This is a genomic window from Porphyrobacter sp. YT40 (assembly GCF_006542605.1).
Lineage (GTDB): Bacteria > Pseudomonadota > Alphaproteobacteria > Sphingomonadales > Sphingomonadaceae > Erythrobacter.
The window spans coordinates 3359673-3382816 of the sequence record NZ_CP041222.1 but is presented as its reverse complement, the minus strand read 5'-3'; the positions used below and the strand labels follow the sequence as shown (position 1 = coordinate 3382816).

The window sequence follows — 23144 nt, the reverse complement described above, 5'->3', positions numbered from 1 at the left end:
GTCAAAATCTGTCAAAAACGGGCGCGCCGGTCAGCGTGTCCCTGTGGCGGTGGTGGTGGTCACAGTCCGGCGGCTGCTGGCTTTCGCCAGCAGATCATCGCGCCAGAAGTGTACGGGCTTCAGCTTGTGATCGACGAACAGTTGCATCTGGTCGGTGTAATGCGGGTTGGCGGGCCGGGTGGTGGCCGCGCCGAAGGGCTGGATCGAGCGTGAGACGACCTTCTGGCCCGGTGCCCATTCGATCCACATGATGAAGCTGTCGCCATGTCTCAGGCTGAGCCGCCCGTCCTCGGCCACGTCCCACATGGTCGAGGCGCGCAGCGTGTCCGAGCCGCCATCGAGCGGGAGGTCGAGGTCGCCCTGCCGCAGCCGCAGCAGCTCTCCCATCGGCGGGTCGAGCCGCCCGAAATGGGTCATCAGGTGGTCGGCGGCGGCTTGCAGCTTCTCGGCCACATCGGGGAAGGGCTTGTTGTTGTAATCGGCACCCATGAAGGGGAGGATCATCAGCAGCGCGATGGCATCCGCCTTGCCCTTGCCGTCGGCGTTGAAGTCCCATCCGATCAGCAGATCGCGCGCTTCGGCGAGCTGGCCCTCGGCCTCCAGCGTCTCGAGCCCGTCGAACAGCCGGTCGACATAGCCCTGCCGCTCGTAGCCGGTGTCATACTTGATCGCCTCGAGCGTCGCCCGGTCGAGCACCTTGGCCTCGCTCAGCAGCTTGTAGGCGCGCCATGAACGGTTGGTCTGCTTGAGCTCGATACCCATCACCGGGTCAAACGCAGCAGGATCGAGATCGCTCCCGGCCCCGGCAGCGGTGAAGGGGGTGTTGTTGGAATTGTAGAGCCAGCCGCTCGCGGGGTTCACGATGCGGGGCAGGCTCTCGTAATCGACCGCGCCCTGCCAGATCAGGTCGGAACGGTTGCCGGGCAGGACGCTCCGCCAGTCCGCCGTCACGTTTTCGGGACGGTCGGGGATCGCGGCGTTGTAGACATAGGCGATGGTGCCGGTCTCGTCGGCGTAGATGAAATTGGTCGAGGGAATGGCGAGCCGCGCCAGCTGCGCTTCCCATTCGGCAAAGCTGGTCGCCTTGTTGATGCGGTAATAGGCGTCGAGCTGTTGCAGCTGCCCGATCCCGCCATAGCGGATGGCGAAGGCGCCCTTGTCGTTCCGGATCACCGGGCCGTGGACACTGCGCAGCACCTCCTTGCGGACCGGCAGCACCACCGGGCCCATCCTGACCGGCAGCGTCACCCACTCGCTTTCAAGATCGCGCCACTGGCCGTCGAGCCTGTAGCGGGTGCCGCTGTCGTCGAGTTCCAGCTGATAGACGTCGATCATGTCGGGGGTGTTGACTGTGTTGGTCCACCCCAGATGCTCGTTATGGCCGAGGAAAGGGAAGGGCGATCCGGGGAAATTCGCCCCCGCAAAGTGCCAGCCTTCGTCGCTTTCGACGACGAGTTCGTACCACGCCACGCCGCCGCGCAGCGGCTGGTGCGAGTTCGAGATCAGCGTCGTCACCCCGCCGCCCTTCTGCGGCGCGACCGCAAAGGCGTTGGAGCCGAGGCTTTCCGCATCCTCGCCCAGCGGGAGGACGAGGGTGCGCGCCTGCTTTGGCGCAGGTTCCGCGCCGGGCTCGGCCCCGGGCAGCGGCGGGCGCGGGAAGCCGGGGATGTCGGGGCCATGCTCGCGTCGCAGCGGCTCGCCTGCCGCCAGCGGGCCGATCACCGCGTCGAGCCCGAAGAAGAACGGCTGGCGCAGCGCGAAGCCTGCCGCAACGTCGATCCCGGCGACCGGGAACAGGTTGCCGAGCTTGACCTCGCCCGGATGCTCTGCGGCATATTGGTTGAGCCCGGCGGCATAGGCTTCGAACAGCGCGCGGGTATCGGCGGGGAGGCTGGGATATTCCCGCTCCGCAGTCCCGCGCGCGTCGATCAGGTGGTAGACGTAATCGACCTTCGCGCCGTCCTCCCCCGCAATCGCGCCATAGCGCCCGCGGCTCATGGCGACGACATCCTGCAGCGTGAAGAAATCGTCTTCGGCATGGGCGATGGCGACGCCATAGGCGGTGTCGGCATCGGTCTTGCCGTAGATATGCGGCACGCCGAAATCGTCGCGGATGATCTCGGCGGTATAGTTGCGGGTGGGGGGCGAGGAGGCGGCACTGGCGGCAAAGGGCTCCCACGTGGCGAGCACGAGGAACGCCAGCACAAGCACACCCAGCAGCGCAAATGCGCCGCGCTTTACCCAGACCATGACCGATTTCTCTCCCAAATCGTGCGGTTGCTCCATCGCTTGCGGGCGAAGCGAGGTCAAGCGCGGCGGGCCTCTTGCGGTCGGCGGCTGGCCAACCCACCTAGTCGGGTAATACACCGGATGCAGAAAATTCACCTGCACCACTTGTGTTGCCAATGTGCAACACTATCTGCCGGGTGTAACCTTTGGAGGGGTTAGACGATCATGAATCTCGAAAAGTTCACCGACCGCGCGAAGGGCTTTCTGCAAGCCGCGCAGACTGTCGCGATCCGGCTCAATCACCAGCGCATCACCCCGCTGCATATCGCCAAGGCCTTGCTGGAGGACAGCGAGGGCATGGCCGCCGGGCTGCTGCAGCGTGCAGGCGGTCAGCCTGCGCTGGCCGCGACCGCGGTGGATGCGGGCCTGTCGAAGATCCCCGCCGTCACCGGCAGCGGCGCTCAGGCCACCCCCGGTCTCGACAATGATGCCGTGCGCCTGCTCGATTCCGCCGAACAGCTGGCGGACAAGGCGGGCGATTCCTACGTGACCGTCGAACGGATGCTCACCGCGCTCGCGCTTTCGCCGACCCCGGCGGGCGAGGCGATCAAGGCGGCAGGCGTCTCGCCTCAGGCGCTCAATGCCGCGATCGAGCAACTGCGCGGCGGCAAGCGCGCCGATTCCGCGGGGGCCGAGAGCACCTATGACGCGATGAAGAAGTTCGCCCGCGATCTCACGCAGGCGGCACGTGACGGGAAGCTCGATCCGGTGATCGGCCGCGACGAGGAGATCCGACGCACCATCCAGATCCTCGCCCGGCGCACCAAGAACAACCCCGCGCTGATCGGCGAGCCCGGCACCGGCAAGACCGCGATTGCCGAAGGCCTCGCGCTGCGCATCGCCAATGGCGACGTGCCCGACAGCCTCAAGGGCCGCACGCTCATGAGCCTCGACATGGGCGCGCTGATCGCGGGCGCGAAATATCGCGGCGAGTTCGAAGAGCGGCTGAAATCTGTGCTCGACGAGGTGAAGGCCGCCGAGGGCCAGATCATCCTGTTCATCGACGAGATGCACACCCTGATCGGGGCGGGCGCGTCCGAAGGCTCGATGGACGCCTCGAACCTCCTCAAGCCCGCCCTCTCGCGCGGCGAACTCCACTGCATCGGCGCCACCACGCTCGATGAATACCAGAAGTACGTCGAGAAGGACCCCGCGCTCCAGCGGCGGTTCCAGCCGGTGTTCATTGTCGAGCCGACCGTCGAGGATACGATCTCGATCCTGCGCGGCATCAAGGACAAGTACGAGCTGCACCACGGCGTGCGCATCACCGACGGCGCGATCGTCGCCGCGGCGAAGCTGTCCGATCGCTACATCCAGAACCGCTTCCTCCCCGACAAGGCGATCGACCTCATGGACGAGGCCGCGAGCCGCATCCGCATGGAGGTGGAAAGCAAGCCCGAGGAGATCGAAGCGCTCGACCGGCGGATCATCCAGCTGAAGATCGAGGAGCAGGCGCTCCAGAAGGAGACCGACGCCAATTCGAAGGAGCGCCTCGTCGCGCTGCGCGAGGAACTGGCGAACCTCGAACAGCAGAGCGCGGAACTCACCACCCGCTGGCAGAACGAGCGCGACAAGATCGAGGCCGAGGGCAAGATCAAGGAGCAGCTCGATGCGGCGCGGCTGGAGCTCGAACAGGCCCAGCGCGAAGGCGATCTCGCGAAGGCCGGGGAGCTCAGCTACGGACGCATCCCCCAGCTCGAAAAGCAGCTCGCCGAAGCGCAAGGGCAGGCGGCCAACGCCATGCTGCGCGAGGAAGTGACCGAAGAGGACATCGCCTCCGTCGTCAGCCGCTGGACGGGCGTGCCGGTCGACAAGATGATGGCGGGCGAGCGCGAGAAGCTGCTGGCGATGGAAGAGATCCTCGGCAAGCGCGTGATCGGCCAGAGCCAAGCGATCGAGGCCGTGTCGAAGGCCGTCCGCCGTGCGCGGGCGGGGCTGCAAGACCCCGGCCGTCCGCTGGGCAGCTTCCTGTTCCTCGGCCCCACCGGCGTCGGCAAGACCGAACTGACCAAGGCGCTCGCCGGATTCCTGTTCGACGATGACAGCGCGATGGTGCGGATCGACATGAGCGAATTCATGGAGAAGCACGCCGTTGCCCGCTTGATCGGCGCGCCTCCGGGCTATGTCGGTTATGAAGAGGGCGGGGTGCTGACCGAAGCCGTGCGCCGCCGCCCCTATCAGGTGGTGCTGTTCGACGAGGTCGAGAAGGCGCATTCCGATGTCTTCAACGTGCTGCTGCAGGTGCTCGACGATGGCCGCCTCACCGACGGGCAGGGCCGGGTGGTGGACTTTGCCAACACGCTTATCATCCTGACCTCGAATCTCGGCAGCCAGTATCTCGCCAACCTGCCCGACGGGGCCGATGTCGCGAGTGTCGAGAAGGACGTGATGGACGTGGTGCGCGGGCATTTCCGGCCCGAATTCCTCAACCGGCTGGACGAGATCATCCTGTTCCACCGCCTGGCGCAGGAGCACATGGCGCCGATCGTCGAGATTCAGGTTGGCCGGGTGCAGAAGCTGCTGGCCGACCGCAAGATCACGCTCGACCTGACCGATGCGGCGCTGCGCTGGCTCGGGCGGGTGGGCTATGATCCGGTCTACGGCGCGCGGCCCTTGAAGCGGGCGGTGCAGCGCTATGTGCAGGATCCGCTCGCCGAGATGCTGCTGGAGGGCAAATTGCCCGACGGCAGCACGCTGGTGATCGATGAGGGCGACGGGCAGCTGGCGATGACGATTCGCGAATAGGCGAGCCCGATCGGCGCTGCGGCGGCTGCGCAAGATTGTAAGCTTGCGTCGTTCGATACAATAAGCGGGGCGGTTTGTTGCGTGCAAACCGCCCTATCTTTTAATATTCGCAAAGCCACAAACTAACAATGTTGCGGCGGAACCCTCGTGACGCCCCTGAATGTGGGATTAACGCAACACCCCCCGGAAAAGTGCGGGGTTGCGACAGGGCGCTTTGACATCAAACCGTCGCCATTGCACAAAACGGTCACTGCGGGGACTGACTTGGACAACCATTGACGCGCTGGCCTTCCACATGGGGCAATTATGTGGCGGGCGGCGGTGGTTGTCCGGCGTTCTCCGGTTTGGGCAACTGGAGTGACCATGAAGAAATTTCACAACACCTCGATCAAGGCTCTGGCCTACTCGGCTTCGGCCATCGCTTTCGTGATCGCCGGGCCGGTGATGGCGCAGGATGCGGACGAGCAGCCGGATGAGGAAGAGGAGCAGGTCGACGTTGCGACCGATGCTCAGGGTTCCACGAAGACGGGCAATATCACCGTCACCGGTTCGCGCATCGTGCGCGACACCTATTCGTCGATTTCGCCGCTGCAGGTGCTCACCACCGAAAACCAGCAGGCTGTCGGCGCCTTTGATCCTTCGCAGATCCTTCAGCGTTCGGAAGCCGCTGCCGGTCAGCAGATCGATGCGACCTTCCAGGGCTTCGTGCTCGACAACGGTCCGGGTTCGCAGACCATCAATCTGCGCGGCCTCGGTGCTGACCGTACGCTGCTGTTGATCAACGGTCGCCGCCTTTCGCCTGGTGGCGTGGAAGGTGCGCCGTCGAACCCCTCGCTGAACCTGCTGCCGTCCTCGCTGGTCGATCGCTATGAAATCCTGACCGACGGTGCTTCGGCGATCTACGGTTCGGACGCGGTGGCGGGCGTGATCAACGTCATTCTGCGGAAGAATTTCGACGGGCTTGAAATTCAGGCCAACGGCAACCTCAACGAATACGGTGCGGGTGACGATTTCACTGTCAGCGCCGCTTGGGGCTTCAACACCGACCGCGCCGTGTTCGGAATCGGGGCCGAATGGCGCCGGGTCGATGAAATCCAGCTGAAGGATCGTCCCTTCCTTGCCGGTTGCGACCGTCACTTCGAAATCGACCAGAACGGCAACGTGCTGACCGTTGATCGCTTTGCCAACGCGAACGCCCTCAACCGCAGCAATGGCACGATCGGCCTGGCCGAGCAGGAGTGCAAGGCCGGCAACATCGGCGGTGTTGTGCAGTTCTCGGGCTCGCCGACCCGCATCGGCACCGCTTACTTCGATCCGCGTCAGTATGGGCTTACTTTGGGTGGCCAGCCGATTGCGGGCAACACCGGCATTCCTTTCTTCTCGGACAACACGAACGCGTTCGCCGATCCGATTGATCGTAACGGCGACGGTTTGCAGGACATCGATCCGATCAATTATGGCCAGATCGACCCGACGCAGGTCTTCATTCCGCGGCAGGACACCTATAACGTCTTTACCTATGGTGAATATGTCCTGCCGGGCGAGGCGAACATCACCCCCTATTTCGAGGCGAGCTACAGCCGCTTCGAAACTGCGAACAACAACGGTCGTCAGGGGCAGTTCTTCCCTTGGGTTCCGGCGAGCAATGCCTTCAACCCCTGTAATCAGGCCGCTGGCGGCGTGGATTGCCGTGCGATCGACAACAACTTCCAGCAGATTCTCCCGGGTCAACCGAACAATGGGCGCCCGCCCGCTGTCGGTTCGCCTGCGCTCGCGCCGTTCTCCTCGCTGAGCTCGCTGGCGGTGCGTCCGGTTTTGCTGGTCGATGGCGACCGGAACAACACCGACGTGCAGCAGGAGCAGTATCGTGGCGTGCTCGGCGTTCGCGGCGATCTGCCCTTCATCGGCTCCAGCTGGACCTTCGATGTGTCGGGCGTCTACTCGCGTTCGATCGGTAAGTCCGTGCGTCTCGGTATCCGCGAAGACAAGCTGGCGTTCGCGCTCGGCATCGACCCGACTGCGGACTTCAATCCCTCCGGGCCGCCCGCGAACACGGTCGACAACGATGGTGACGGGATTGCCGACGACTACATCAGCCTCGTCAACAGCCCGATGCTGCTTGCCAGCACCGGCGTCGCGGGTGGCACGCCGTGTAACGCGGCGGGTCTGCGCAACCCGAATCTTGCGCCGTCCGATCTGCTTGCGGGCTGTGTGCCGGTGAACCTGTTCGCGCCGTCGCTCTACGGCTCACCGGGTGTCTCGACTGCGCCGATCGGTGACTTCGCGACCCAGGCGGAGCGCGATTACCTGTTCGGTGTCCGTTCGTTCAACACTGTCTACGAACAGAAGATCATCTCGGGCTACATCACGGGTGACCTGTTCGACTTGCCTGCCGGTCCGGTCGGCGTGGTGCTTGGCGGTGAATGGCGCGAAGACTCGATCGACTCGCAGCCGAACTTCGTGGCGTCGAACGGCCTGTTCTGGGGCTTCTTCGCTGACGGCGGTGCGGTCGGTTCCAAGTGGATCCGCGAACTCTACGGCGAAATCGATCTGCCGCTCCAGGCCGGCAAGCCGATGGTGGAAGAGCTGACCGTCAACCTTTCGGGCCGCCTCACCGACGAAGAGTTCTACGGCACCAACGGCACCTTCGCCCTGAAGGGTGGTTGGCGTCCGGTGGCTCCGCTGCTGCTCAAGTTCAGCTACGGCACGTCGTTCCGTGCGCCGAACCTGCGCGAGAACTTCCTGCGCAGCCAGTCGGGCTTTGGTAACCTGATCGATCCTTGCGCTGTGCCGACCGTGGCCTTCGCTGCCGGGGTTGGCTACATCCCCGAGAACGAATCGCGCGATCCCTCGGTTCTCGCCAACTGCCGCCGCGAGGGTCGCGATCCGACCCGCGTCGGTATCGATGAGGCCGGTGCGACCGTAGCGCAACAGGCCAGTGTTCAGGTCTTCAGCGGCGGTTCGCTCGACATCGATCCGGAAACCTCGCGCTCGATCACGACCGGCTTCGCGTTCGAAGAGGACTGGGCGAGCGGCTTCGAGTTTGCCTTCAACTTCAACTATTACGACATCAAGTTGAAGAACTCGATCGTTGAAGCTGGCGGCGGTTTCATTCTCGACGACTGCTACAACCGTCTGGATGGTGGCCGCAGCCCGTTCTGCGACCGCATCACCGCGAGCGATCAGGTTTCGGCGCGTCTCCTGATTTCGCAAATCCAGGCTGCGTTCATCAACCTCGATCAGGAATCGGTTCGTGGTCTCGATATCAACACCACGTTCAGCTATCCGGTGACGATCGGGCAGGAAGAATTCGACCTGTCGCTCAACATCACCGCAAACCACCTGATCGAACGGTCGACCACCACCCGCGATGCAGCGGGCAACCGCTTCACCGACGATTTCGCAGGCCAGTTCTTCTTCCCGAGCTGGATCGGACGTGCCACGTTCAACGTGCGCTACAGCGATTTCCTGTTCACCTGGCAGACTCGCTACGTCGGTGCCGTTTCGCAGCTCGATGAAGAAGTGGACGCGTTCTCGGATGCGTTCGGTTATGGACCTGATGGCACCGCCACCGGCTTCATCTCCGATACCTGTCTCGGAAGCGGTTCGCGCAACCCGGCTGGCCAGCCCAATGCCGGTCAGCTCAATGGCATCGTGCAGGGTGACAACGTGTTCTGCCGCGACATCGGCTTTGCCGACGAGTATTTCGAACACACCGCCTCGATCCGTTGGGACAATGGCGATTTCCGCATCATCGCGGGCGTCACCAACCTCTTCAACACCGCGCCGCCGCGGGTCGACAGCTCGGAAGTGCTGGCGATCGGCAACACCCCGCTGGGTGGTGGCTACGACCTCAACGGCCGCGAATACTTCGCTCAGCTGCTCTATCGCTTCTGATCGGCAATGGCCTGATTGACTGAACAATGCGGCCTCCCGGCACCTGCCGAGAGGCCGCATTTTCGTTTGTGGGCGGGGCCACGGCCCCCTAGCCGCACCGGCTCCCGCCCCGTTTCTGCAACGACCTCGGGACAGGTACAGATCATGAAACTTCTCAAGACCTCGCTCGCCGCCGCACTGATCGGCATTTCCTCGCTCGGCCTCGTCACGGCCGGCCCCGCGCCCAGTCAGGCGCAAGGCACCGTGCCGGTCGATGTCTGGGCGCTGCGCGATGTCGTGAACGCGGTGCAGATTTCGCCCGATGGCAAGCACCTGCTGGTCCACAAGGTCGAAAGCAAGGAAGGCGAATACCTCCTCGAAATCTACGAAACGAGCGATCTGTCGAAGCCGCTGCGGCGGCTCAATGCCGATCCGATGGAAATCAACTCGGCCCAGTGGGTCAGCAACGACGTGATCTTCGGCTCGGCCTGGCAGGTCAACCGCAAGACCGTGAAGGGCCCCGAAGAGGATGTGCGCGATTACCGCACCTATTCCTACAGGCTCTCGACCAACAAGTTCACCTCGATCGACGGCAATTTCGGCATCGTCAATCTGCTGCCCGACGAGCCGGATCAGGTGCTGGTGTCGACCGGCACGACGATCCCCGATGCGACCGGGGTCGATCCCTATGCGGCGATCCGCCCGCGCTCCTATTACCGCTTCAACCTCAACACCGGCGCGCGCGAACTGGTGCTGCGCGGCGGGGGCAAGATCCCCTTCGTGTCCACCTGGGACAACAAGGGCAATCCGCGCTTCACGCAGGTGCAGGACACCCAGGCGGGCAAGGTGATTTCCTATTACCGCAAGCCGGGTGACGGTGACTGGACCAAGCTGATGGAACTGGATCTCAACGATCCGGCCAATCTCTACCGCGTGCTGGGCGGGATCCACGGTATCGCCGGCTTCGATCCCGACAACCCCAACCTCGGCTACATGATCGACAACCCCAATGGCGAGGACAAGGCCGGGCTTTACGAGTTCGACTTCACCACCGGCCAGATCGGCAAGAAGCTGTTTCAGGACGCCGATGCCGATGTGATGGGCATCCAGCTCCACTCGATCCCCGGCAACGACAAGCTGGTCGCGGCCCGTTATCCCGGCGCGCGGATGGAGCGGCACTGGTTCGACGAGGAGGAAAAGGCGCTGCACGAAGCGCTCGAGCAGCAGATCCCCTACGCACACCAGCTGACGATCTCGAGCCGTTCGCTCGATGGCAAGTCGATGGTGGTGACCAATCGCGGACCGCATGATCCGGGCTCGTTCTGGCTCGTCAAGGACGGCAAGCTGGCCAAGCTCGGCAGCCGCAACCCGCTGGTCAATCCCGAACAGCTCGCCGATGTGAAATACATCCGCTACCCCGCGCGTGACGGTTTGATGATCCCGGCGTGGGTGACGGTGCCCAAGGGCAAGCCGCCGTTCCCGCTGATCGTGCAGCACAATGGCGGCCCGCACGTCAACGGCATGGTCGGTTACGACGAATGGGGCCAGATGCTCGCCAACGCGGGCTACATGGTGCTCCACCCCGACAACCGCATCTCGGTGGGCTGGGGCCAGAAGCACTTCGACGCCGGCTATGGCGAGCACGGCGGCAGGATGCAGGACGACAAGGATGACGGGGTCAAATACCTGATCGAGCAAGGTCTGGTCGATCCCGAGCGGGTGGCCTTCTTCGGCTGGTCCTATGGCGGCTATGCCGCGCTGGTCTCGCTGAGCCGCGACGAGCAGCTCTACCAATGCGCGATCGCAGGCGCGGCGGTGGCTGACCCCGAAAAGCAGTACATGGGCCGCCGCAGCCCCGACCTCAAGGCGCTGGACGAATGGTCCAAGCGGCGCGGGATGATCGGGGTGAACCCGATGAAGGAAGTCAGCAAGGTCAATATTCCGCTGCTGATGATCCACGGCAACGTCGATCGCCGGGTGATGTATTACCACCTGAAGGACTATCAGAAGGCCTTCCAGGCGGCAGGCAAGACCGGCGAGTTCATCACGCTCGAAGGGGCTGACCACTTCTACAACACGCTGATGTACAACCACCAGCAGCAGCTCTACACCAAGATGCTCGATTACCTCGCCAACGATTGCGGCCCGGGCGGGCTGTAAGGCGGACGCGAGGACGCGAAAAACAAAGGGCGCGGCCAGCGATGGCCGCGCCCTTTTGCTTTGGCGTCCTGTCGCCAGCGCCTATTGCAGGCGGCGGCCCTTGACGCCCTTCTGCCCGTTGATGCGCAGGAAATAGCTGCTGAGCGCGCCCTTCTTGATCTCGAGCGATTGGCCGACCTTGGGCTTCATCAGCCGCGCGGGCATCTCGTCAAGCTGCCACTGCGCGCCCTCTTCGGTCACCAGCACATATTTGCCGCTGCTGGTGCGCACGCCGGTGATGGTGGTGTTGAGCGTGGTGAACTCCTCGGCCGCTTCCGCATCGTCCTTGTCGCTCTTGCCGCCGAAAATGCCGAAATCGGGCAGGGCAAAGCCGAACAGCTTGCGCCGCGTCTCGCGCACTTCCTCGCGGTCGACCACGCGCACTTCGCCTTCGGTGCTGGCGGCCACGATCGAGGCGACGGCGGTGTCGAAACAGGCGAGGCGTTCGGCATCGTCGGTCTTGCCCTGACAGGCGCGCAGGGCGCTGACATAGGCGCTTTCGTCGGGCTTGTCCTCGGCAGCGCCGGGCACCGCGATGACGGCGGTCATCACAGCGCAGGCGGCACCGGCGGCACGGATCATGGTCATGGCGCGTCTCTCCCTCGCAAGGCCGGTTGCAGCCTCGTCCTTCGCCTGTCTGATTACCGCCGCGCCGCGTGCAAGGCAATCGGCGGGCGTGCGATCAGAGGTCGTAGCCCATCTTCTCGGCCCAGGGGGCGAGGATCGGCATCACCGGGGCGAGCTGATCGGCGTAGCGCCGCCAGCGGCCGCGCGCGCGGGTGTAGAGCGGCTCGGAAATCTGCGCATAGCTCGCCGTGCGCACCCGGCCGCGGCTGCGCGCTGTGTCCTCATGCGCGAGCAGCCGGTCGTCCCAGTCAAGGCCGAGCCACTGCGTCAGCGGCTGCAATTCGCCGCGCGGGTCTTCGACCAGCCTTTCGTAACGAACGGCATGGGCGGCAAGCGGGAACAGCGCATGGGCCTGCTTCCACGCGCCGAACACCGCATCATAGGTGCGCGCGGCCTCCTCGAGATCGGTGAAGCTGCGCATCGCATGATTGAGCGTGAAGTTCGCCATGAAACAGCTCAGCACAGCGTCGGCCGGATGGCGCTCGGCAAGGATGAAGCGCGCGTTCGGGAACAGGCGATGGATCAGCGGCGCGCGCGCCATGTTGAGCGGGTGCTTGTCGATCAGCCAGCGCTGGCCATCCCACCCATGCGCTGCGGCGCTGGCGAAATAGGCATCGCGCAGGGCTTGGCACTGGTCGGCGGTCAGCGCGGCAAGATCGGCCTGGCCGAGCTGGCGCAGGGTGCCCGCGATCATCGGGCGCTCTTCCAGCACCTGCACCTCGGGCAGGCCCATCAGCATCGTGTCGAGCAGGGTCGTGCCCGAACGCGGAAAGCCGACGAGGAACACCGGATCGCGCCGCGCAGCATCGGGGGCGAGTGGCGGTGTCCAGCACCCAGCCCAATCGGCGCTCCAGCGCGCGCAATCGGCTTCGACACTGGCGCGGAAACTCGGCCCCTTCATCGGCGGGGCTTCGGCCATGGCGGCGGCGTTCATCGCGCTGAAGGCGGCAAAGGCGCGCGGGGCATCGCCGAGGCGTTCGGCGATATTGCCGATCAGCGCCTCGCGCCGCATCGGGTGAATGGTCGGCGGGATCGCCTCGGCATGGCGCATCGCGTCCTCGAATCGCCCTTCGCGCTGGGCGAGCCACGCGTGGAGGAAGGCGACCTCGGGCGGGCAGGCGGCAAGATCGAGGCCGGCGAGGAAAGCGGCCAGCGCGTCGGTGCGGTTGGTCGCTTCGTACAGCCGCCCCAGTTCGAGATGGGATTCGCCGAAATCGGGCCAGCGCTGCACTGCCGCTTCGAGCACGGCAATCGCCTCGTCGAGCTCTTCGTTGTGTGCGAGCGCCATCGCCAGCTCGGTCTGCACGTCGCGGCGATCGGGCGCGATGGCGGCGACATCGCGCGCAACCTTGAGGCGGGCCACGCCGCGATCCGCCCGGCGCAGCAGATCGGCGAGGTTGAGATACATCCCCGGCTCGTCGGGCTGATAGGTGATGGCGTGCTCGAAAGCGCCGATCGCGCGGTCGACGTGACCGGCGGCATCATGGATATTGCCGAGGCTGTTCCAGCTGGCGGCATCGGTCGGTTCGGCCTGAAGCACGCGCGCGAAGGCGGCATGGGCCTGTCTGAGGTCGCCGCGCTGCTGGCGGATCCAGCCCTCGATGCGGGCGAGTGCGGGGAGCGATGCCCCTTCGGACAGCGCCAGCGCCTCATCGTCGCGCCCGGCGGCGAGCAGCGCGCGGGCGTGATCGGCGCGGATTTCGAGATCATCGGGGCGCATCCGGGCAAGCGGCTCAATATGCGTCAGGGCGCGCACGGGATCGCCCAGCTCCATCGCGGCGAGGCCCGCGATTGCCAGAAAGGGCGCGCCTTCCTCGCTCGGCGCGGCGTGGCGTTCGGCCAGCGCCAGCGCGCCTGCCGCATCCCCGGCCTGTCGCAAGCGCAGGGCCTCGGCGATGGCGGGGGCGAGCGTGTCGGTGGGGGCGGCCTGTTGCATGGGGCTAATCCTGTCGGGGTCGGGCAATGTCGAAGGCGACCGTCAGCCGTTCGCCTTGGGGGAAGGGGCGCGTACCATGCCACATGGTCGATGGGAACAGCACCAGCCGCCCCGGCTTGGGCTCGATCAGCTGGCGCGGCGGCAGGCTCGGGACCAGATCGCGCGCCTCGCCGAGGCTGAGCCACCCGTCGTGATCCTCTCCGCCTTTGCCGAGCGTTTCGGGGAGGGCGACATAGAGCGCCGAGCTGAACCAGCCCTGCGGATGGACGTGATCGGTGTGAAAGCCTGCCTGTTCCAGCCGCACCGACCATGCCCCGGCAATGCGCAGCGGAGCGCGGCGGGCGGGGAGGGTGGGGTGGCCGGGATCGGGCGGGGGGAGCTGCGCGACGTGGCGCTCCACCAGCGCGAGCAGGCGCGCCTTGAGATCGCGGATCGGGGCCTCGGCGCGCAGCAGCAGGTTGCCGTCGGTCTGCGTCCCGCCGCGCACCGACTGGTCGAGCGGGGCGCTGCGGGCGAAATGCAGGCCGCGCAGGTGATCGGCGAGCGCGGCGAGCTCGGCTTCGGACAGGCCGATATCGTAGACGCCCACGAGCCGGGTATCGCCCTCCAGCCAGTCCGCGCGCGGATCGCCCCGCATCCGCCATGCCAGCGACAGGTAGGGCCACAGCGGCCCTGCGCCGGGCTGGGCGACGAGAGGTTCGAGCAGCGCGGCGGCGCGATCGGCGGCGTTGGCGCGGAGCAGGTGGCGCGCGTGCATCCATGCCGCGCCGGGATCGGCACCGGGGGGCGCTGCCCTCGCAAAATGCGCCTCGGCGGCGGCCAGATCGCCCTGTTCCGAGGCGACGTGGCCGGCCATCAGCGTCAGCCATGCAGGCGTGCCGAGGGCGGCGGTGGCCGCTGCGACCGCTGCGGCAGCGCGCGGCAGGTCGCGTGCTTGCAGCGCGAGCGAGATGGCGCAGTGGTGCAGCTCGGGCGCGCGCGGGTGGCGGGCGAGCGCGGCGGCGACGCTGGCGAGCGGGTCTTCGCCCATCTGCCCGGCGATCGCGGCAAGGCTGCGGTGCCCGTCGAGCCAGAGCGGGTTGGCGGCGAGGGTGCGGGTGAGCAGGGCGGTGGCCTCGTCCGCGCGGCCCTCGTGCAGCAGCGCCGCGGCGTGGCCGAGGATGACGCCGCCGTCCTGCGGCGCGAGGCGCGCGGCGGCGGCAAACAGGGCGGCGGCGGGCTGACCTGCCTCGAGCGCGGTGCGGGCGCGCGAATGGGCGATCAGCGCGTCCTGCGGCGCGGCGCTGGCGGCGGCGGCGAAGGCTTCGGCGGCGATCAGGCTCTCTCCGCAGGCGCGCGCGGCGAGACCGAGCAATTGCTGCGCCTTGGCGCTGCCCGGATGGCGCGCGGCGAGGGTGCGGGCGTGGGGGAGCAGGAGCTCGGGATAGTCGGCATTGATGAGCGCCACCCCGGTACCGAGCGCGGCGGCGGGATCGTGGAGCGGGAACTGCGCGATCCGGGCTTGGGCTTCGGCAAGGTTCACGCGAACAGGTTCCCCAAACGAAAATGGCGGGCCTTTCGGCCCGCCATTCGTTGTCTAGCGACGGTAACGCTTAGAAATCAAGCGTCACACCGGCGAAGATGTAGCGGCCCAGCGCATCATAGAGCTGCGCGTAGACGTTGCCGTTGCACGAACCCGCGGGGCAAGCCTGCGAGCCGGTGGTCTGGGGCGCCTTGTCGAGCACGTTGTTCGCACCGAGCACGAAGTTGAAGTTGTCGGCGGCTTCGAACGTGAAGGTCAGGTCGAAGTAGCTGACATCGTCGAACTTGGCGACACCCGGACGGGCGACCCCACCCGGAGCCGGACCGGCTGCACTGACGTTGCGCAGGTTGGTGTTGTTTTCGACCGCGTCGACCGTGACGCTGTCGAAATAACGCCAACGAAGCGAAGCGCCGAAGCCGCTGCGGGTGTTGAACCCGAGACGGGCCTGGTGGCGCCATTCCGGGGTCGGCTGACCGCAGACGTTGCCGTAGAGACCGACGCAGTCATAGGTCTGGTCGGTGCCCGGGATCGAAACGCCGGTGTCGATCACCAGCTTTTCGGTCCAGGTGCCCAGGAAGTTGAAGCTCAGCGTACCGGCATTGCCGATCTCGGTGCTGTAGTTCACCTGAGCGTCGATACCCGAGGTCTCGAAGCCACCGATGTTCTGCGTGACGTTGGTCGTGAAACCAGCCGCCGAACGCCACAGCGAGCCCGAGGGATCGCGGTTGATGAGGCCGCAGAAGAACGGATCCGCCGAAGCCGTACAGGCCGCGAGGATGGTGTCCGAACCGATCCCGCCGATTGCCTGCTCGATGGCGATGTTGAAGTAGTCAACACTCGCCGTGAAGCCGGGCAGGAAGGTCGGGGTCAGCACCACACCACCGGTGTAGGTGTCGGCCTTTTCGGGGTTCAGGTTGGCGTTGCCGCCGACGAACCCGTTGTACTGGTCAGCCGGGTTCGGCGCCACGAACTGACCGACGGTCAGGCCCTGGGCCAGACAGCCGGTGTCAGCAGCGGTGATGGTGAAGCCGGCGCACGGGTCCGACGAGCCATCGAGAGCGACGAGGTTCGGCGCGAACAGATCCTGCACCGTGGGTGCACGAACGGCCCGGTTGTAACCACCGCGCAGGCGGAAGTCGCGGGTCGGGGCGAATTCACCCTCGATCTTGTAGGTGTCGGTATTCACGCCGGTGCTGTAGTCCGAATAACGGTAACCGCCGGTGAGCGTGAAGTCATACACCCAGCTGTCCTGCGCGATCGGCAGACGGATTTCGGTGAAGAATTCCGTCACGTCGAAGCTGCCGCGCACCGGAAGGGTCGCCGCGCCCTGACCGGCGAGATCGCCGGTGCTGAAGGCGGTGTCCGAGTTGAACTCGAGGCTTTCCTTACGATATTCGGCACCGAACACGACGTCCACGCCCTGGTCGGCCCAGGGAGTCTTGAAGCCGTATTCACCCAGCGAGCCCGAAAGGTATGCACTTGCGACCTGCTGGCTCACGATGCCGCGCGAGAAGCCCGGGGTCGAGAGGTACTGGATCGAAGCATCCGACGGAGCAACCGTGCCCGGCGAGAAGATGTCCCACGGCACGCAGTTCACGTCCGAACCGTCGAGCGTCGAACGGCACACCGGCGTGCCATTCGGACCTTCCACGATATCGAGGGCACGGCCAAGGCGCGTGACCGAGAAGTCGTTGAGGTAGGTCTGGTTGTAGTTGTTGCGGCCATACTGGTAGTAGGCATCATACGACCACGCCGGCGACAGTTCGCCGCGCATCCCGATCACGGCACGATAGGAAACGTGCTGGAGATCGTCCTGACGCGCACCGCCTTCGACGTTGCGACGCAGCAGCTGCAGGAAGCCGCGGTTGTAGGTGTTGCCGGTCAGCGGATCGATGAAATCGAACGGCGTGGTCGGCAGCTGCGGTTCACCAATGTTGCGTTCGGCGCGAGCGGCGTTTTCGCGCGCGACGTTGCCGACGGTGAAGAAGGCATCGCCCGGCAGCGGGCTGACGAGCAGGTTTTCATCGTCGCAGAACGCCGCAACCTGACCGGCACCCAGAAGCGGGTTGTCGCAGTTGATCGACAGCGTGTTGCCGAAGTTACCCGACGGAGCGATCTGGGCGACCGTGCGGTCGTCCATGAACATGAACTCCATGTAGGGCTTGAGCGCGCTGGAGATCTCGTAATCGGCGAAGACACCGGCGGTGTAACGTTCGTCGGGACGCTGGAAGTAGTTCAGCGGACCGAAGTTGAACGCGGTGAAGCCCGGCAGCAGCGTGCGGTTGGGGCCGAACTGCGACAGGGTCGAGGTCAGCGAATCCGCGACGCCATCGGGCTGATCGCCGTCGGGGCCACCGCCTTCGAGGTCGGTCAGGTCATCGAAATCGTCGAAATAGATCGCGGTGCCGTTGGCCGAGGTGGCCGAGCCGCCGCAGGTGTAGCGGTTGCCGTTGGCAGCCGAAGCCTGCGCGGCAGTACGAGCCGAGAGCGAGCACGACGAGTAGTCGCGGCGGGCCTGCAGCACCGGATCGATCTTGCGGTAGCCGGCGTAGGCAGTGACACGGCCACGACCGTCGTCGAAGCTGCTGCCGAAGGCAACGGTGGCATCGAAGGTGCCGCCATCGGTGACCATGCCGGTCGGATAGCCGAAGCCGCGCGCGTCATTGGCGGCGCGCACATCGGAAGCCGCACGGTTGTTGTGGTTGTAGACACCGTAGTTGAGGTTGATCTTGAAGCCTTCGAAGTCGGTGTCGAGCACGAAGTTCACAACGCCCGCAACCGCGTCCGCGCCGTACACCGACGAGGCACCGCCGGTCAGAACGTCGGTACGTTCGATCAGCGCGGCGGGGATGAAGTTGATGTCCGACGCGGAGGTCGAGGGCGTGCCCGGCGCCATGCGGCGGCCGTTGATCAGCACCAGGGTCCGCTCGGGGCCGAGGTTGCGCAGGTTGAGGGTCGCAATACCGCTCGCGCCGTTGGCGATGTTGCCGCCCTGGGCAGCGAACACCTGCGGCAGCGAGTTGATGAGATCTTCGACGCGGGTCGTCCCGGTCAGGGCGAATTCTTCCGCGGTCACGACGGTGACGGGGCTGGCCGATTCGAGGTTCGGCGAGCGCAGACGGGTGCCGGTAACGACGATCGCCTGGACTTCTTCAGCCTCTGCGGTGTTATCGGTGGTGACGTCGGCGTCCTGCGCAAATGCAGGGGCACCAACGGTCAGGGCGATGACGGCGGTTGCCGCACCGGCCTTGAGAAGCGCGTGCTTCTTCATGGTGGTCTTCCTCCTCTAGGTTTGACCAGGTCAATTGACACTTCAAACGTCAAGGGCTGGTGACATTGCACCTCTTAGCCCTCTCCGATGTGCCGAATGCGCCAAGCCCTTGGGGAGTGCAAACCCAATTCACCCTTGGCAACGCGCTTGCAGCGAACCTGTTACGCTTCTGCAACAGTCGGAAGATGCCCGTTGGGACAGTGCCTTGCGGGCACCATCAATTTGGTCGCTTGATTTGCCCGGGGCGCTTGAATAGGCGCTGAGGGTACAGACGAGTGGTAATGCGAAACCGATTTCGCACCGCTCGTGGCGGGGTCGGCAGGGCCGGTCCGATCAGGGAGAGAGACATGACCACAGCCTATATTGTCGAAGCTGTCCGCACCGCCGGCGGGCGTCGCGGCGGGCGCTTGGCCGGGGTGCATCCGGTTGATCTGCTGGCGAAATCGCTCGATGCCATTGTCGAGCGCTCGGGGATCGACCCCAAGTCGATCGACGATGTCGTGACCGGCTGCGTCAGCCAGGCGGGCGAGCAGGCCTTGCAGGTCGGGCGCATGGGTGTGCTGGCGAGCAAGCTGCTCCCGCAATCGACCCCGGCCGTCACCATCGACCGCCAGTGCGGCTCCAGCCAGCAGGCGATCCAGTTCGCGGCGCAGGCGGTTATGAGCGGCACGCAGGACGTGGTGATCGCCAGCGGCGTCGAAAGCATGACCCGCGTGCCGATGGGCTCCAACGTCACGCTGCACATGAAGGAAGGTCTGCTGCAAAAGGCGGCGGGGCTGGAGGAGAAGTTTCCCGGCATCAACTTCAGCCAGTTCATGGGCGCGGAGATGATCGTCAAGAAGCACGGCTTCACCAAGGATCAGCTCGACCAGTTCGCCTATGACAGCCACCGCAAGGCGATTGCCGCCACGCAGTCCGGCGCGTTCGAGCGTGAGATCGTGCCGGTGGAGATCGAAACTCCCGAAGGCACCCAGATGCACACCGTCGATGAAGGTATCCGCTTCGATGCGAGCCTCGAAGGCATCGCAGGCGTCAAGCTGCTCTCGCCCGATGGTGCGTTGACCGCGGCCTCGTCGAGCCAGATCTGCGACGGTTCCTCGGCGGTGCTGGTGGTGAGCGAGGCGGCCTTGAAAGCTCACGGCCTCACCCCGCTGGCGCGCATTCACAACCTCACCGTCACCGCGGGCGATCCGGTGATTATGCTGGAAGAGCCGCTCTTCGCGACCGACAAGGCCTTGCAGCGCGCCGGCATGACCATCGACGATATCGACCTGTTCGAGGTGAACGAGGCCTTCGCATCCGTGCCGCTCGCGTGGCTCAAGCACACCGGGGCTGACCCGGAACGGCTGAACGTCCACGGCGGCGCGATTGCGCTCGGGCACCCGCTGGGTGCGAGCGGCACCAAGCTGATGGCGACGCTGGTCCACACCCTGAAGCGCCACGGCAAGAAATACGGCCTCCAGACGATGTGCGAAGGCGGCGGTGTCGCCAACGTGACGATTATCGAGAGCCTTTAAGGCGCTGTGAGTCCCCGCGCAGGCGGGGATCTCGTCCGTAAATGACTGAGGCCCCCGCCTTCGCGGGGGCTCGCATTTGAGAGGAAAATGAAGATGGAAGTTTCAGCCAATACCCCCGCCGTCGTCACCGGCGGTGCCTCGGGCCTCGGCGCGGCAACGGCGCGCGCGCTGGCGGCCAAGGGCGCCAAGGTCGCGATCTTCGACATGAACGCCGAAAAGGGTGAAGCGCTCGCCGCGGAAATCGGCGGGGTGTTCTGCCTCGTCAACGTGACCAAGGACGAGGACGTCGACGCCGGTTTCGCCAAGGCGCGCGAGGCCCACGGGCAGGAGCGCATTCTCGTCAACTGCGCCGGGATCGGCAACGCGATCAAGACCGCCAGTCGCAGCAAGGAAGACGGCTCGATCAAGCACTTTCCCATCTCGGCCTTCGACTTCGTCATTCAGGTCAACCTGATCGGCACCTTCCGCTGCATCGCCAAGTCGGCAGCCGGGATGCTAACGCTCGACCCGCTCGACGAGAACGGCGAGCGCGGCGCGATCGTCAACACCGCGTCGGTCGCCGGTGAAGATGGCCAGATTGGCCAGGCGGCATACTCGGCCTCGAAGGCGGGCGTGATCGGCATGACGCTGCCCATCGCGCGCGACCTGATGAACGAGGGTATCCGCGTGAACACCATCCTGCCGGGCATCTTCGACACCCCGCTGCTCGCCGCCGCGCCGCAGAACGTGCGTGACGCGCTGGCCGCATCGGTGCCGTTCCCCAAGCGCCTCGGCATCCCGACCGAATATGCCAAGCTCGCCCTGTGCATGATCGAGACCGGCTATTTCAACGGCGAGGACGTGCGCCTCGACGGTGCGATCCGGATGGCCCCTCGCTAGGCCGTAACAAGCCCGCAAGACACACGAAAACGCCGCCTTCCGCAAGACCGGGAGGCGGCGTTTTCAGTTCCGCGCAGAGCAATCAGGCGGCGGTCTGCATCAGCGTGACCTTGCCGACCCACTCGTCGCTCTCCGCCGCATCGGCGAGCAGCATCGCGACATCGCCGCGCGTGGCCTTGGCGCCGTGGTCGACATCGTCGCCCAGCACCACGTCGCCCGTGGGGCCATCCTCGGTGAGGCTGACCGGGCGCAGGATCGCATATTCGAGGCTGCTTGCCATCAGGCGCTCGTCGGCGGCGTGCTTGGCTTCGAGGTAGTGCTTGAGGTCGCTGTCCGCCGGCGGATCGCCCGCGCCGACCGAGCTCAGCATCACGAAGCGCTTCACGCCGGTCTGCTCGGCAATCTCGATCAGCCGGATCGCGCCGTCGCGGTCGACCTTGTCGGTCATTTCCTCGCTCGTCCCGCCGCCCGATCCGGCGGCGAAGATCACCACGTCGCAGCCCCTGGTGACGCTGTCGTCGAGATCGGTGAGGTCGGCGAGGCGCTGTTCGGTTGCCTTGGGCAGGCCCACGGTGTCCGAGCTTTCGCGCACCAGCGCGACGGTATCATGGCCGCGCTTGGCGAGTTCGCGGGTGAGGCGCAGGCCGGTGTTGCCGGTGGCTCCGGCGATGAGAATGTTCATGGGAAGTCTCCTAGTGTTCGGGTGTGTCGGGGGCCGGGATCAGGGCAGGAAGATCGCCTTGGCGTTGACGAATTCCTTCATCCCGAAGCCGCCATGCTCGCGGCCGTAACCCGAGTTCTTGACCCCGCCGAAGGGCATGTTGGGGTCCGCCGCGCCGAAGGAATTGATGCGCACCATGCCGGTGTCGAAGTGGTCGCGGGCGAGGCGGATGGCCTTGTCCTCATCCTTCGAGAAGATTCCGCCGCCGAGGCCATAGCGGCTGTCGTTGGCGATGCGCATTGCGTCTTCATCGTCCTTGGCGCGGATCACCGAGGCGACAGGGCCGAACAGTTCGTCGTCATAAGCAGGGGTGCCGGGCTTGCAGTCGGCAAGCACCGTGGGCGGATAATACCAGCCCGTCGCGTTCTCATCCGGGTCGCCGCCGCACAGCAGGGTGGCACCGCCAGCGAGGCTCTTTTCGACCTGCTCGCAAATGGTGCGATACTGGTCTTCGCTCGAAAGCGGGCCGAGCTGGGTGTCCTCCTTCATCGGATCGCCCATCTTGGCGCTCTTCATCCGTTCCACGAAGGCGGCGACGAAATCGTCATAGACCGCGTCCGTCACCACGAAACGCTTGGCCGAAACGCAGGTCTCGCCATTGTTGTAGAGGCGGCCCGTGACCGAGGTCTTCACCGCCAGTTCGATGTCGGCATCTTCCAGCACCAGATAGGCGTCGTTCGAGCCGAGTTCGAGCACGGTCTTCTTGCGCGCGGCGGCGGCGGTCTTGCCGATATGCGCGCCCGCACCGTCGCTGCCCGTCATGGTGACGGCGCGGATCTTGTCATGCGCGATGATCTCGTCCGAGACATCGTGATCGACGAGGAGCACGTCGAACAGCCCTTTGGGCAGGCCCGCTTCGAGGCACAGATCGCGCAGCAGCAGCCCGGTGCCGGTGCAGATCGAGGCGTGCTTCAACACGCAGGCATTCCCCGCCATGAGATTGTCGGCCAGCACGCGCACCGGCTGGTAGAGCGGGAAATTCCACGGCTGGATCGAATAGAGCACGCCAATCGGCTGATAGGTTACGATCCCGCGCTTCTTGCCGCCCGAGTGAGTGCGTTCCTCGTCAGCGAGTTCTTCCGCACCATTGTCGGCGGCATATTCGAACAGGCGGGCGCAGAGTTCGACTTCGGTTTTGCCGTCGCGCAGCAGCTTCCCGACTTCGTGGGTCATCAGCTCGGCGATGCGGTCGCTGTTATCGCGCAGCTTGCCTGCGATCTTGCGCAGCACCGGCGCGCGCTCTTCGAAGCTGCGGGTGCGCCAGTCTTCGAAAGCGGTATGCGCCGCCTCGACGATGGCAAAGGCTTCGTCCTTGCTCATCAGGTCGTAGGTGGCGATGCGGGTGTCGGTGGCGGGGTTGCGGGTTTCGATGGTAGCCATGAAAATCCTCTTGCTGGGCAATGCGTCATCACGGGGCGCGCGGGGAGGGGCGGCCGCAAGGGGGTTTGCGGCCGGGTCCGGCACCGAAACATTGCGGTGGGTGTTGCAGGGTTAACAGGCGCGGGGCCGCGATGTTCCGTCACGCGTGTGGTCGGAAACGGGCGGAGGGACAGGGCGAGACC

The 23144-nt window shown here is 65.4% G+C and carries 12 protein-coding genes; 5 read left to right on the top strand and 7 right to left on the bottom strand.

Features of this window, described 5'->3' with window-relative positions; translation table 11 throughout:
- Positions 1–30 precede the first annotated feature (30 nt).
- The gene (locus E2E27_RS15930; RefSeq protein ID WP_141461980.1) at positions 31–2250 is read right to left on the bottom strand and encodes an acylase; all 2220 of its coding nucleotides are present in this window, start codon (positions 2248–2250) and stop codon (positions 31–33) included.
- Positions 2251–2454: 204 nt separating this feature from the next.
- Here E2E27_RS15930 and clpB point away from each other — a divergent pair, with 204 nt between their 5' ends.
- From clpB to E2E27_RS15915, 3 genes are all read left to right on the top strand, one after another.
- On the top strand, positions 2455–5034 hold the full coding sequence (clpB, locus tag E2E27_RS15925; protein ID WP_141460804.1) for an ATP-dependent chaperone ClpB: 2580 nt from the start codon (positions 2455–2457) through the stop codon (positions 5032–5034).
- A 363-nt stretch (positions 5035–5397) separates the two neighbouring features.
- A complete protein-coding gene (locus E2E27_RS15920; RefSeq protein WP_141460802.1) occupies positions 5398–8931 on the top strand; it encodes a TonB-dependent receptor domain-containing protein in 3534 nt (1177 codons plus the stop codon).
- 144 nt (positions 8932–9075) lie between these two features.
- Positions 9076–11070 carry an alpha/beta hydrolase family protein gene (locus E2E27_RS15915; protein WP_141460800.1) on the top strand — a complete coding sequence of 665 codons (1995 nt, stop codon included), beginning with the start codon at positions 9076–9078 and terminating at the stop codon, positions 11068–11070.
- 81 nt (positions 11071–11151) lie between these two features.
- On the opposite strand, the gene E2E27_RS15910 is transcribed toward E2E27_RS15915, so the two are convergent.
- The 4 genes from E2E27_RS15910 to E2E27_RS15895 all read right to left on the bottom strand — a co-directional run bounded on the left by E2E27_RS15910 (position 11152) and on the right by E2E27_RS15895 (position 18465).
- Entirely contained in the window at positions 11152–11697 is a 546-nt protein-coding gene (locus tag E2E27_RS15910; protein ID WP_141460798.1) for a hypothetical protein, read from the bottom strand.
- A 94-nt stretch (positions 11698–11791) separates the two neighbouring features.
- Entirely contained in the window at positions 11792–13672 is a 1881-nt protein-coding gene (locus E2E27_RS15905; protein ID WP_141460796.1) for a tetratricopeptide repeat-containing sulfotransferase family protein, read from the bottom strand.
- Between the two features lie 4 nt (positions 13673–13676).
- Entirely contained in the window at positions 13677–15194 is a 1518-nt protein-coding gene (locus E2E27_RS15900) for a putative 2OG-Fe(II) oxygenase (RefSeq protein WP_141460794.1), read from the bottom strand.
- A gap of 70 nt (positions 15195–15264) precedes the next feature.
- A complete protein-coding gene (locus E2E27_RS15895) occupies positions 15265–18465 on the bottom strand; it encodes a TonB-dependent receptor domain-containing protein (protein WP_141460792.1) in 3201 nt (1066 codons plus the stop codon).
- A 347-nt stretch (positions 18466–18812) separates the two neighbouring features.
- Here E2E27_RS15895 and E2E27_RS15890 point away from each other — a divergent pair, with 347 nt between their 5' ends.
- Together E2E27_RS15890 and E2E27_RS15885 are read left to right on the top strand one after the other, a co-directional pair.
- On the top strand, positions 18813–19982 hold the full coding sequence (locus E2E27_RS15890) for an acetyl-CoA C-acetyltransferase (protein ID WP_141460790.1): 1170 nt from the start codon (positions 18813–18815) through the stop codon (positions 19980–19982).
- A 93-nt stretch (positions 19983–20075) separates the two neighbouring features.
- Positions 20076–20861 carry an SDR family NAD(P)-dependent oxidoreductase gene (locus E2E27_RS15885; protein WP_141460788.1) on the top strand — a complete coding sequence of 262 codons (786 nt, stop codon included), beginning with the start codon at positions 20076–20078 and terminating at the stop codon, positions 20859–20861.
- A gap of 82 nt (positions 20862–20943) precedes the next feature.
- Here the strand turns inward: E2E27_RS15885 and E2E27_RS15880 are convergent, their stop codons facing one another.
- Positions 20944–21543, bottom strand: coding sequence for an SDR family oxidoreductase (locus tag E2E27_RS15880; RefSeq protein ID WP_141460786.1), 600 nt, complete (start codon positions 21541–21543; stop codon positions 20944–20946).
- A gap of 39 nt (positions 21544–21582) precedes the next feature.
- The gene (locus E2E27_RS15875; protein WP_141460784.1) at positions 21583–22962 is read right to left on the bottom strand and encodes an NAD-dependent succinate-semialdehyde dehydrogenase; all 1380 of its coding nucleotides are present in this window, start codon (positions 22960–22962) and stop codon (positions 21583–21585) included.
- Positions 22963–23144 lie beyond the last annotated feature (182 nt).

Coding starts and splice junctions, on each gene's coding strand:
- E2E27_RS15880 (WP_141460786.1), bottom strand. CDS start 21,543: ATGAACATTCTCATCGCCGGAGCCACCGGCAACACCGGCCTGCGCCTC.
- E2E27_RS15875 (WP_141460784.1), bottom strand. CDS start 22,962: ATGGCTACCATCGAAACCCGCAACCCCGCCACCGACACCCGCATCGCC.
- E2E27_RS15905 (WP_141460796.1), bottom strand. CDS start 13,672: ATGCAACAGGCCGCCCCCACCGACACGCTCGCCCCCGCCATCGCCGAG.
- E2E27_RS15885 (WP_141460788.1), top strand. CDS start 20,076: ATGGAAGTTTCAGCCAATACCCCCGCCGTCGTCACCGGCGGTGCCTCG.
- E2E27_RS15920 (WP_141460802.1), top strand. CDS start 5,398: ATGAAGAAATTTCACAACACCTCGATCAAGGCTCTGGCCTACTCGGCT.
- clpB (WP_141460804.1), top strand. CDS start 2,455: ATGAATCTCGAAAAGTTCACCGACCGCGCGAAGGGCTTTCTGCAAGCC.
- E2E27_RS15915 (WP_141460800.1), top strand. CDS start 9,076: ATGAAACTTCTCAAGACCTCGCTCGCCGCCGCACTGATCGGCATTTCC.
- E2E27_RS15890 (WP_141460790.1), top strand. CDS start 18,813: ATGACCACAGCCTATATTGTCGAAGCTGTCCGCACCGCCGGCGGGCGT.
- E2E27_RS15895 (WP_141460792.1), bottom strand. CDS start 18,465: ATGAAGAAGCACGCGCTTCTCAAGGCCGGTGCGGCAACCGCCGTCATC.
- E2E27_RS15910 (WP_141460798.1), bottom strand. CDS start 11,697: ATGACCATGATCCGTGCCGCCGGTGCCGCCTGCGCTGTGATGACCGCC.
- E2E27_RS15930 (WP_141461980.1), bottom strand. CDS start 2,250: ATGGTCTGGGTAAAGCGCGGCGCATTTGCGCTGCTGGGTGTGCTTGTG.